At 47.0% G+C, this 12133-nt stretch carries 7 protein-coding genes and 2 pseudogenes; 8 read left to right on the top strand and 1 reads right to left on the bottom strand.

Annotated elements, in window-relative coordinates; translation table 11 throughout:
* Positions 1-21 precede the first annotated feature (21 nt).
* The 4 genes and pseudogenes from KSW37_RS09575 to KSW37_RS16005 form a co-directional block, all read left to right on the top strand.
* A complete protein-coding gene (locus KSW37_RS09575; protein WP_153073137.1) occupies positions 22-2004 on the top strand; it encodes a fumarate reductase/succinate dehydrogenase flavoprotein subunit in 1983 nt (660 codons plus the stop codon).
* Between the two features lie 15 nt (positions 2005-2019).
* Positions 2020-2778: a succinate dehydrogenase/fumarate reductase iron-sulfur subunit gene (locus KSW37_RS09570; protein ID WP_022120108.1), complete on the top strand. Its 759-nt coding sequence runs from the start codon at positions 2020-2022 to the stop codon at positions 2776-2778.
* A 712-nt stretch (positions 2779-3490) separates the two neighbouring features.
* Positions 3491-5029: a THUMP-like domain-containing protein gene (locus KSW37_RS09565; RefSeq protein WP_217312921.1), complete on the top strand. Its 1539-nt coding sequence runs from the start codon at positions 3491-3493 to the stop codon at positions 5027-5029.
* A 12-nt stretch (positions 5030-5041) separates the two neighbouring features.
* A pseudogene (locus KSW37_RS16005) lies at positions 5042-5141 on the top strand (ORF6N domain-containing protein); the annotation flags it as partial.
* A gap of 82 nt (positions 5142-5223) precedes the next feature.
* On the opposite strand, the gene KSW37_RS09560 reads toward KSW37_RS16005, so the two are convergent.
* Complete coding sequence (locus KSW37_RS09560; RefSeq protein WP_254368517.1) at positions 5224-6759, bottom strand: carboxylesterase/lipase family protein; 1536 nt, start codon at positions 6757-6759, stop codon at positions 5224-5226.
* Positions 6760-6914: 155 nt separating this feature from the next.
* Between KSW37_RS09560 and KSW37_RS09555 the strand changes: the two are divergent.
* The 4 genes and pseudogenes from KSW37_RS09555 to KSW37_RS09540 all read left to right on the top strand — a co-directional run.
* Positions 6915-7079, top strand: a pseudogene (locus KSW37_RS09555) (IS1380 family transposase); the annotation flags it as partial.
* A 290-nt stretch (positions 7080-7369) separates the two neighbouring features.
* Positions 7370-8659 carry an acetylxylan esterase gene (locus KSW37_RS09550; protein WP_217313020.1) on the top strand — a complete coding sequence of 430 codons (1290 nt, stop codon included), beginning with the start codon at positions 7370-7372 and terminating at the stop codon, positions 8657-8659.
* Positions 8660-8861: 202 nt separating this feature from the next.
* A complete protein-coding gene (locus tag KSW37_RS09545; protein ID WP_217312923.1) occupies positions 8862-10013 on the top strand; it encodes an N-acetyltransferase in 1152 nt (383 codons plus the stop codon).
* Positions 10014-10232: 219 nt separating this feature from the next.
* The gene (locus KSW37_RS09540; RefSeq protein ID WP_233400679.1) at positions 10233-12122 is read left to right on the top strand and encodes a DNA topoisomerase IV subunit B; all 1890 of its coding nucleotides are present in this window, start codon (positions 10233-10235) and stop codon (positions 12120-12122) included.
* The last annotated feature ends 11 nt before the right edge of the window (positions 12123-12133 follow it).

Raw genomic sequence — 12133 nt, 5'->3', positions numbered from 1 at the left:
ATTTAAGTATTAAAAAAGATTATGGCAAAAACATTAAATTCTAGAATACCTGAAGGACCAGTTGCTGAGAAGTGGACCAACTATAAGGCTCACCAGCGTTTGGTTAACCCAAAGAATAAGTTAAAGCTCGACGTTATCGTTGTAGGTACAGGTTTGGCAGGTGCTTCTGCTGCTGCTTCTCTCGGCGAGATGGGCTTCAACATTTTGAACTTCTGCATCCAGGACTCTCCACGTCGTGCTCACTCTATCGCAGCACAGGGTGGTATCAATGCAGCTAAGAATTATCAGAATGATGGTGACTCTGTTTATCGTCTGTTCTACGATACTGTAAAGGGTGGTGACTACCGTGCTCGTGAGGCTAACGTTTACCGTTTGGCTGAGGTGAGCAACGACATCATCGACCAGTGCGTAGCTCAGGGCGTTCCTTTCGCTCGTGAGTACGGTGGTATGCTGGCTAACCGTTCTTTCGGTGGTGCTCAGGTATCTCGTACATTCTATGCTAAGGGTCAGACAGGTCAGCAGCTCCTCCTCGGTGCTTACTCTTCTTTGAGTCGCATGGTTGAGGCAGGTAAGGTTAAGCTCTTCACCCGTTACGAGATGGAGGATATTGTTATCGTTGACGGTCACGCTCGTGGTATCATCGCTAAGAATTTGATTACAGGTAAGTTGGAGCGTTTCTCTGCCAACGCCGTAGTTATCGCTACTGGTGGTTATGGTAACGCTTACTTCCTTTCTACAAACGCAATGGGTTGTAACTGTACAGCAGCTATCCAGTGCTACCGCAAGGGTGCTGACTTCGCTAACCCATCTTACGTTCAGATTCACCCTACATGTATCCCTGTTCACGGTACAAACCAGAGTAAGTTGACTTTGATGTCAGAGTCACTCCGTAACGATGGTCGTATCTGGGTTCCTAAGAAGATTGAGGATGCTAAGGCATTGCAGGCTGGTACAAAGAAGGGTTCTGATATTCCTGAGGAAGACCGCGACTACTACTTGGAGCGCCGTTACCCAGCATTCGGTAACCTGGTTCCTCGTGACGTGGCTTCTCGTGCAGCTAAGGAGCGTTGCGACAAGGGCTTCGGTGTTAACAACACAGGTCTTGCCGTATTCCTCGACTTCTCTGAGTCTATCAACCGTCTCGGTATCGACGTTATCCTGCAGCGTTATGGCAACCTCTTCGATATGTATGAGGAGATTACTGACGTTAACCCAGGTGAGTTGGCTAACGAGATTAACGGCGTGAAGTACTACAACCCAATGATGATCTTCCCTGCTATCCACTATACAATGGGTGGTATCTGGGTAGACTACGAGTTGATGACCACTATCCCAGGTCTCTTCGCTATTGGTGAGTGTAACTTCTCTGACCACGGTGCTAACCGTCTTGGTGCTTCTGCTTTGATGCAGGGGTTGGCTGACGGTTACTTCGTATTGCCATACACTATCCAGAACTACTTGGCCGACCAGGCATTGTGGCCAAAGCTCTCTACCGATCTCCCAGAGTTCGCAGAGGCAGAGGCAGGTGTTCAGAAGGAAATCGACCGCCTGATGGGTATCCAGGGCAAGCGCTCTGTAGATTCTATCCACAAGGAGTTGGGTCACATCCTTTGGGAGCACGTAGGTATGGGTCGTACCAAGGAAGGTCTTGAGGAAGGCTTGAAGAAGATGAAGGCTCTCCGCGAGGAATTCAACAAGAACCTCTTCATCCCTGGCAAGAAGGAAGGCTTGAACGTAGAGTTGGATAAGGCTATCCACTTGCGTGACTTCATCTTGATGGGCGAGTTGATCGCTTACGATGCATTGCACCGCAACGAGAGCTGTGGTGGTCACTTCCGTGAGGAGTACCAGACAGAGGAAGGCGAGGCAAAGCGTGATGACGAGCACTTCTTCTACGTAGGTTGCTGGGAGTATCAGGGCAACGATACAACTGCTCCAGTGCTCAACAAGGAACCTCTCGAGTATGAGGCAATTAAGGTACAGACAAGAAATTACAAGAATTAAAAAGCGAACAAGACAATGGCAAGAAATATAAGTTTCACAGTTAAGTATTGGAAGCAGGACGGCCCTACAGCACAGGGTCACTTCGATACACACGAGATGAAGAACATCCCAGATGATACCTCATTCCTCGAGATGCTCGACATCTTGAACGAGGAGCTCATCGAGTCAGGTCAGGAGCCTTTCGTCTTCGACCACGACTGCCGCGAGGGTATCTGCGGTATGTGCTCTCTCTATATTAATGGTACACCTCATGGTAAGACTGAGCGTGGTGCTACAACATGTCAGCTCTACATGCGTCGTTTTAACGATGGTGACGTTATCACCGTTGAGCCTTGGCGTTCTGCTGGTTTCCCTATCATCAAGGACTGTATGGTAGACCGTTCAGCATTCGACAAGATCATCCAGGCAGGTGGTTACACCAGCATCCGTACTGGTCAGGCTCAGGATGCCAACGCTATCCTGATTCCTAAGGAGAATGCAGACGAGGCAATGGATTGCGCTACATGTATCGGTTGCGGTGCTTGTGTTGCTGCATGTAAGAATGGTTCTGCTATGCTCTTCGTCAGCTCAAAGGTTAGCCAGCTGGCACTTCTCCCACAGGGTCGTGTAGAGGCTGCTGCCCGTGCTAAGAAGATGATTGCACGCATGGATGAGCTTGGATTCGGTAACTGTACAAACACTCGTGCTTGCGAGGCTGTTTGTCCTAAGAACGAGTCTATCGCTAACATCGCCCGCTTGAACCGTGAGTTCTTGAAGGCTAAGTTGGCTGACTAATCCATCGTTTCTTTTGAGACACCGGAATTTTCTCTCTGCATCTTTACGGATGCGAGAGAATTTTCCCAACAACTCTTCACTCTTCTCCTTTTGTGTGTAAGTGGTTGAAGAATAGGAAGTTGGGCGGGTGAAGAGTGCTTTTTTACTCTTCACCCGCCCTTCACCTTTTTAGGCTGTTGACAGCTAAGCGGTTCCGCGTTTATACCTTGCCCAATATCGTAAAGGGTGAAGAGTGGTGAAGAGTGGGTGAAGAGTGCAGAATATCTTTTCACCCATGTAATATATTGTGTTTCAGTTGTTTATACGGAAAAGGTGAAGAGTGAAGAGTAGAGTGCGATATTCCTGCCAACCATGCTTCTCTTGAAATAAGAGAAAGGATGTTTGGCAAACTGTTATACAGGAACAGCCGACTAGCCTCTGTTGCGCTAGTCGGCTGTTTGCCTTCTGCCAGCTTTCTGTTTGCCTTCTACTAGCCGGCTGTTCTTCCTAGGCAGTTGTTCTATCTCCGATAGTTATGTATTTATTTATGCCTGCTGTTAGAATCATATAGCCAGGAAAAAGGGTAGATTATAGCCGAGAGCATCCTGTTTTCGGTGCATCCCGACATAAATTATCAGATATTCTGAGAAATATTTTGTAATCTCATCAGAATATCGTAATTTTGCGGTTATTAAGAATAAGTAATTTAATGACGAATCACTCAACAGAAATAATGAACCAAGCAACGCTCGATTTTATCCGCCAGCATCAGGACGATGATGTTCGCCAGTTGGCTTTCCTCGGCAGCAAGTATCCTGAGGTAGATATGCCTTTCGCTCTCGACCAGATTCGCGGGCGAAAGATGGCTCGTGTAAAACTGCCCCGTTGGGCAAGCATCGATGGCATCATCTATCCCCCTCATATTTCGATGGAGCAATGTTCGTCAGAGCAAACGGCACTTTATAAGGCTGAACTCGCTGCGCGACTGCTCGGTTTGTCTCCTTCATCATCCGAAAACGTAGAAGAAAAGGAGAAGGAGAGTGAAAACGCCTCAAATCTTCATCTTTCAGAAAATTGCGAATTTGCGGGCAAAGGGGCGGTTGATTCAGAATTCGCCAAAAATGAAGCCACTTGCAAAAAGCAACAGATATTAACAGAAGCAGACAGAAATGTTAATGAAATAAAAGAAGAACCTCATGAAGGAGATTTTTCTGAAGAAACCGGGTTTGTTGACCTGACCGGCGGTTTCGGAGTAGACTTCTCTTACATCGCTTCCCGATTGGGCGTGAAGTCGATGTATGTGGAGCGTCAGGCTCATCTCTGTGAAGCAGCGAAGGAAAACTTCGGGCGGTTGGGCTTGAAGAACGCCATCGTGAAGAATGGAGACGGAATAGAGGTGCTGCATTCTTTTGTTTCAAAGAAAGAGGCTGCAGCATCAGAATCTTTAGGCATAACTGAAGATCAGTCTCAGTCATTACTTAAGACCAACCTTGGTCTTAAGCTGATCTTCATAGATCCTGCCCGTAGAGACGATGCTGGCAACAAAGTTGTATCTTTGAAAGATTGCACGCCCGATGTAACCCTTTTGCAGGAAGAAATGCTTTCGAAGGCAGATTACGTCATCATCAAACTCTCTCCGATGCTTGACTGGCATCGCGCGGTAAGCGAATTAAACTGCGTACAAGAGGTTCATATTATCTCCGTGAACAATGAGTGCAAGGAACTCCTGTTAGTGCTCTCAGCGCGAAATATGGGCAAAATGGAGGCTTCATCGGCAGATGGAGCAGCTGGAGAAGTAAAACATGCCGGGAATCTCCGTATTTATTGTGTCAATGATGCCCAGTCCTTCGTCTGCGAAGAGTCGGATATGGAGGCTTCTTCCGTCAAGATTGCCCCATCCACGCTTGAAGAGATGCAGTATCTTTACGAGCCGAATGCCTCGTTGATGAAAGCCGGCTGTTTCGGTGTTCTTTCCGAGCGATATGATGCAAGGATGCTTTCCAAGAACAGTCATCTTTTCGTGAGCCGTGAACCTATCGCCGCCTTCCCAGGTAGGAGTTTCCGCATCATCGCCATCTCTTCTTTCAATAAGAAGGAGTTGAAGCGTCATCTGTCAGGAATCACCAAGGCGAACATCGCTACCCGCAACTTCCCTCTCTCCGTAGCAGAATTGCGCAAGCGATTGAAACTGAAGGATGGTGGCGAAACCTATATCTTCGCCACCACATTGAGCGACGAAAGCCATGTGCTGGTAATAACGGAGAAAGCTTAGAAAACGTAAGTTTTCACAGAGCAAGGAGTTGCTATGCTTAGTGGAGTTTTGAAGTCTCCGACTGCTGTTGAAGCAAACATCCGCATCATGCGAGCATTCGTATCTATGCGCCATTTTATGGTGAACAATGTGGCGTTTTATCTCTTTAATGAAAAAGTTCCAAGTGGGAGAAATGCCACTTGGAACTTGACGTATTATTTTCTTTTTTCCTTGAAGAACTTCTCGAAGAAGTCCATTTGCTTTTGATTTTGAACAGGACCCAAATGCAGTCCTTCCTTCATAATCATCACCGTTGGTTTACCTTCCTGGTAGGTAGTCCAGAAAGGAAGGCTATTCCCATTTGGATTGCCAGTCTTGGTAAAGTTGATCCAGTAGCGTGACATGATTTGCTCCATGTGCTGCTCCGTCTCGGTCATCTTTCCTGAGCCAAACTTATAGCCATAGATGAATGGCATCTCTGCCACATGGCTGGCTCCTCCCTTGCGGCTTTTCACGATGGTGTTCTCTGAGTCTTGGTCAAAGTAATACATATACACCTTGCCCTTGCCGGTCTTGCTCTGCAGGTTAGCCCAGGCATACGTTCCCCATGCAAAGGAGCCATCACGGAAAATGTCGGATTGAGCGAAGTAGGTTTCTTCCTCTGTCTTGGCAGGATAGAGACTGAGAACCTGATCTGCCCAACTTCCATATGTCTCATGGATTCTTTTCTCATAGTCACTTACACTGACAGGGCGGCTAAACATACTTCCTTCGTCGCTGTTGGTTCCTATGATGACATTTACATCATTGTAGCTTCCCTTTTCATAGAGCTTATACTGGTCATCGGTGATGGAGTAGCCGTCAACGTTCGGCCAAAAGGACTCAAAGGCGGTATTCTTCACGATGTCCATAGCCGGAACTTTTCTTAGCTGCTTCAAGTTCTTAGCCTTGAGTTTCTTTTGAAGGAGAAGTCCACCTGCTTCTGCCGCTTTGGTGGTGAGCATGGCTGTGTTACCATTTCTGCTTTCACCCACAGGCCAGAAGGAGCTACCACTTTCGCTGATGGCTCCTCGGAAGAGTCCGTTGGCAAGGGGAGAGGCGCATAGTATACTTACCGAGATACCACCGGCAGATTCTCCAGCAATGGTAATCTTGTCTGGGTCTCCACCGAAGGCAGCGATATTGTCGTGAATCCATTTTAAGGCCATCACCTGGTCAAGGATGCCATAGTTACCAGATATGTTCTTGCCTGATTCCTTACTCAGCTTTGGATGCGCCATGAATCCCAAGGCTCCCAAGCGGTATTCTATGCTGCAATAGATGATGCCTTCCTTGACAAAGCTTTCCTGAGTTCCACTGTAGGAGCCAGTAAGAAAGGCTCCTCCATGAATCATCACAAATACAGGGAGTTTGTCATTCTTACTCTTGGCTGGCGTTTCCACACTGAGGTATAGGCAGTCCTCGCTCATGCCCAGCTCTCCACCATTTTGGTTAGGGTCGATGGGCTGTGGTGGACGGTCTCCCCATTTATCTGCTTTGAATACTCCCTTCCAAGGCTTCTTGCTCACTGGGGCTTTCCATCTGAGGTTGCCCACTGGTGCTTCAGCGTATGGGATTCCCTTGTATAGGGCGAATCCTTCATGTTCCACACCTTCAATTTCTCCTTGCTCCACTGTTGTTCTTAGCAGTTGGGCGTTAGCTGCCGATAGGCAAAAGAGTGTCAGGGCAGCTGTCAGTAGATGTCTTTTCAATTTCATTTCAGGTTATTCCATTAATTCCGCAACACTATTATCAATTAAATATTTTAAGCGCCTGAGCAACAAAAAGTTACTCTGGATTTTGCCATGTCAGAATTTTTACTTATCTTAGTGTTGCGAAAAGAAAACAAGCAAAACTCTGATATGACATGGCAAAGATACAAATTAAATCTGAGAAACTCACTCCTTTTGGAGGAATATTTTCGGGTCATGGAGTAATTTGACTCCATATTGTCTTCTGTAATCGACTCCACCCTCATAATTTCACTACTCATTTGATGAAGCATCTCTCGCTTCATCCGACACTTCGCACTTCTCGCCAGTGTTGGAGAGAATAGATGATCGAGCTTTTTCTTATTGTGATTCCTTGGAGAATGTTAGTTTTCCGCCAGTGCTTAAAACTATCGGGAAGGATATTTGTTTGTTCAAGATGCCTATTGAGGGTATCTTGAACAAAAATATCCTTGAAATCATTTTGTTATCTCAATGGAATGTTGTACTTTTGCGCTCATATATGATAGTTGAATATTATAATTTAAAAACAAACTATAAAATTATGAACAGATTAAGGACAATCTATTTATCGCTTCTGTTTATCCTGGCGATGAACATGACGAGTGTGTTAAGTGTGATGGCGGAGAACTATCCCTATCGCAGTGATTATCTTTGGCTAACCGTGCCTGACCATGCCGACTGGCTCTACAAGACGGGCGAACAAGCTAAGGTGGAAGTAAGTTTCTATAAGTATGGAATTCCCCGTGACGGCGAGGTGAACTATGAAATAGGCGATGACATGCTGAAGGCTGACAAGAAAGGAAGCTTCAAGCTGAAGAATGGGCGCGCCATCGTGAACATGGGAACCCGAAAGACACCGGGCTTCCGCGATTTGAGATTATTCTATAAACTTGATGGCAAGACCTATCAGCATCATATCAAAGTAGGATTCTCGGTAGATAAGATTCAGCCTTATACCCAGGAGCCTAAGGATTTCGATGCATTCTGGCAGCAGGCAAAGGACGAACTGAAGAACGTGCCGATGAGCTATACCAAGGAACTCGCCAAGGAATATTGTACAGATAAGATTGACTGTTATCTCGTTAAACTTCAGATAGATAAGAAAGGTCATGCGATGTACGGCTACCTCTTCTATCCCAAGAATGCCAAGCAGGGTAGCCATCCTGTGGTTCTCACACCTCCAGGAGCCGGCATCAAGACCATCAAGGAGCCTATGCGCAATAAATATTACGCTGAGAACGGATTCATCCGCTTCGAGATAGAAATTCATGGTCTCGACCCGCGCATCCCTACCGAAACCTTCAATGAAATAAGCAGGGGATTCAACGATGCAAACGGCGGATATCTGTCTAACGGACTGGAAGATAAGAACCGCTACTACATGCGCCATGTTTATCAGGGACTGGTGCGCTGCATCGATTTCCTAACCTCTCTCCCAGAGTGGGACGGAAAGAATGTGGCTGTGCAGGGCGGAAGTCAGGGAGGAGCCTTGGCTATTATTGCAGCCGGTTTAGACAAGCGCGTAACCCAGTGTGTTGCCAATCATCCGGCGCTCAGCGACATGGCTGCCTACGTCGAGAAGGGAAGAACGGGCGGTTATCCTCATTTCACCAAATATCATGAGATATTGAAGAATAAGGACTGTCTCAACACGATGGCTTATTATGACGTGGTAAACTTTGCCCGCAAGGTAACGGTTCCAACCTATCTTACCTGGGGCTACAACGACATAACCTGTCCGCCGACAACCAGTTATGCGGTATGGAATACGCTGAAGTGTGAGAAGGAAGCCTTGCTCACGCCAATCAATGAGCACTGGACTACCAGCGAGACCAATTACCAGCAGATGGTCTGGATCAAGGAGCATCTCATCAAGTAAGAGATTCCTTTTCCGGAACGAGCAATCTCATCAGGTAAAGATATTCCGCCAAAACCACCACTAAATGGGTGATATAGGCTAGTTTGGGGGCTGTAATTAATTTTTAACCCCTAAAAAACTGCAAAAAAAGTAGCAATATTTGGTAATTTGCCAAAATATTGCTACTTTTGCATTTATAATATTGCAAACTAGTTTGAAAATCATGTCATTAATAGAAATTAAAAAGGTCGAAACAAAGAAGGACTTGAAGACGTTCATCGACTTCCATTACGACCTCTACGAAGGCAACGAATATGATGTGCCTAATCTTTTCAGCGACGACATGAATACTCTGAGCAAGGACAAGAACGCAGCGTTCGAGTTCTGCGAGGCTGAGTATTTTCTTGCCTATAAGGACGGCAAGCTTGCAGGTCGCGTCGCTGCCATTATCAATCATAAGGCAAACAACAAATGGGGCAGGAAATCGGTCCGTTTCGGCTGGATTGATTTCATTGACGACCGCGAGGTTTCCAAGGCTCTTCTCGATGCTGTAGAGAAATACGGTAAGGAGAAGGGTATGGAAGACATTGTTGGCCCGCTGGGTTTTACCGATATGGATCCGGAAGGCATGCTTACCTGGGGCTTTGACCAGCTAGGCACCATGCCTACCATTTATAATTATTCATATTATCCGGAGCACATCGAGGCTCTGGAGGGTTTTACCGTAGATAATAAGTATGTAGAGTATAAACTGATGGTGCCAGATACCATCCCGGAGAAATATTCCAAGATAGCGGCGATGATAGAGAAAAGATACAATCTCCATGTCCGCAAACTTACCCGTAAGGATATTTATCAGGGTGGATACGGGCAGAAGATTTTCGACCTCATCAATGATACATACAAGCATCTCTATGGTTATTCCGAACTTTCACAGAAACAGATAGACCAGTACATCAAGATGTATCTGGCTTTGCTCGACCTGAACTTTGTAACAGCCATAGAAGACTGGACTACCGAGGATCATAAGATGATAGGTATCGGTATTACGATGCCTTCCCTTTCCAGAGCCCTGCAGAAGTGTCATAGGGGCAGGCTGCTTCCTTTTGGCTGGTGGCATCTGCTGCGCGCCATCAAGTTCCATAAAACCAAGATTGTCGACCTTCTGCTCATCGGAATCCAGCCGGAATACCGTGCAAAGGGTGCCAATGCGCTGCTCTTTGCCGACCTGATTCCTATCTATCAGAAGTATGGAATCGAGTGGGGAGAAACGCAGGTAGAAATGGAAGAAAATGCTGCCGTGCAGGGACAATGGGGCGTCTTGGATCCAATCCTTCACAAGCGCCGCAACTGCTATATTAAGAGTATCAAGTAAATAGCAATTGTTGTGTTGGCAATGATCTGACAAACAGAATGTTGCAACATCATTTGCTATATTATAAGAAAATAAATAAGAAATACTAAGGAGGAAAACATGTCTGAAGAAAAAAACTTAAGTAACAGCGAATTGAATGCTGCAGATGAGTTTGCCAATGCCCCTCAGGAGCAGCAGCCGGTAGAGTATACCGATGATAACATCCGCCACTTGAGCGATATGGAGCATGTGCGTACCCGTCCGGGTATGTACATCGGCCGTCTGGGAGATGGAAATCTGCCGGAAGATGGTATTTATGTGCTCTTGAAGGAGGTGGTAGACAACTCTATCGATGAATTCAAGATGGGTGCAGGTGCCCGTCTGGAAATCGATATCGAGGATAATCTGCGTGTCAGCGTGCGCGACTATGGCCGTGGTATTCCTCAGGGAAAACTCGTTGAGGCTGTAAGCGTGCTGAATACCGGCGGTAAGTACGACAGCAAGGCGTTCAAGAAGAGCGTTGGTCTGAATGGTGTGGGTGTGAAGGCGGTCAATGCCCTCAGTTCCCACTTCGAGGTAAAGTCGTACCGCGACGGCAAGGTGCGCCATCTGAAGTTCGAGAAAGGTATCTTGAAGAGCGACACGACGGAAGATACCGAGGACGAGAATGGTACCTTCATCTTCTTCGAGCCGGATAATACACTCTTCAAGAACTATTCTTTCCACGATGATTTCGTGGAAACGATGCTCCGCAACTATACTTATCTGAACACCGGACTCACCATCATGCACAATGGCCGCCGCATCTTGAGCCGCCATGGTCTGCAGGATTTGCTGAGCGATAATATGACCAATGAAGGCCTCTACGATATCGTCCACATGAAAGGCGAGGACATCGAGATTGCTTTTACCCATACCAACCAGTATGGCGAGGAGTATTATTCCTTTGTCAATGGTCAGCACACCACCCAGGGAGGTACGCATCAGAGTGCCTTCAAGGAGCATATTGCCAAGACTATCAAGGAGTTCTACGGCAAGTATGAGTATGTAGACATCCGAAACGGATTGGTGGCTGCCATTGCCATCAACGTAGAAGAACCGGTCTTCGAGAGTCAGACCAAGATTAAGCTCGGCAGCACCACGATGACTCCGAATGGTGGCGAAACCATCAATAAGTATGTAGGCGATTTCCTGAAGAAGGAAGTAGACAACTATCTCCATATCCACAAGGATGTGGCTGAGATTCTGGAGAACAAGATCAAGGAGAGCGAGCGCGAGCGCAAGGCGATGGCGGGCGTTACCAAACTCGCCCGTGAGCGTGCCAAGAAGGCTAATCTCCACAACCGCAAGCTCCGCGACTGCCGCATCCATTTCAGCGACGCCAAGAACGAGCGCAAGGAGGAGAGTTCCATCTTCATCACCGAGGGCGATTCTGCCAGCGGAAGCATCACCAAGAGCCGCGATGTGAACACCCAGGCGGTGTTCTCTCTGCGTGGTAAACCGCTCAACAGCTTCGGTCTGACCAAGAAGGTGGTTTATGAGAACGAGGAGTTCAACCTGCTTCAGGCGGCTCTCGATATAGAGGATGGCTTGGATTCTTTGCGTTACAACAAGGTGATTGTGGCAACCGATGCGGATGTCGACGGAATGCACATCCGACTGCTCATCATTACCTTCTTCCTACAGTTCTTCCCTGATCTCATCAAGAAGGGTCACGTCTACGTGCTTCAAACCCCATTGTTCCGTGTGCGCAACAAGCGAACCAAGATCAAGAACAAGCAGGCGGTGGCTGACGCCGATGCAAAACTGGGAAGTAAGGAGAAAAAGAGCGATTTCATCACGCATTACTGTTACAGCGATGAGGAGCGCCAGCAGGCGATTCGCGATTTGGGCCCTGATCCTGAAATCACCCGATTCAAAGGTTTAGGAGAGATTTCGCCTGATGAATTCGCCCATTTCATCGGTCCTGACATGCGATTGGAGCAGGTTACGCTGCATAAAACCGACCAGGTTCAGAAGCTGCTGGAATATTATATGGGTAAGAATACGATGGAGCGACAGAACTTCATCATCGAAAACCTGGTAATAGAAGAGGATATTCCGGAGGAAGACTCAGCACCGCTGGATTAAATGAAGTGAAG

Source organism: Segatella copri, from assembly GCF_019127135.1.
Lineage (GTDB): Bacteria > Bacteroidota > Bacteroidia > Bacteroidales > Bacteroidaceae > Prevotella.
The sequence above is the reverse complement of the archived record's forward strand: the minus strand, read 5'-3'. Positions and strand labels throughout refer to the sequence as shown.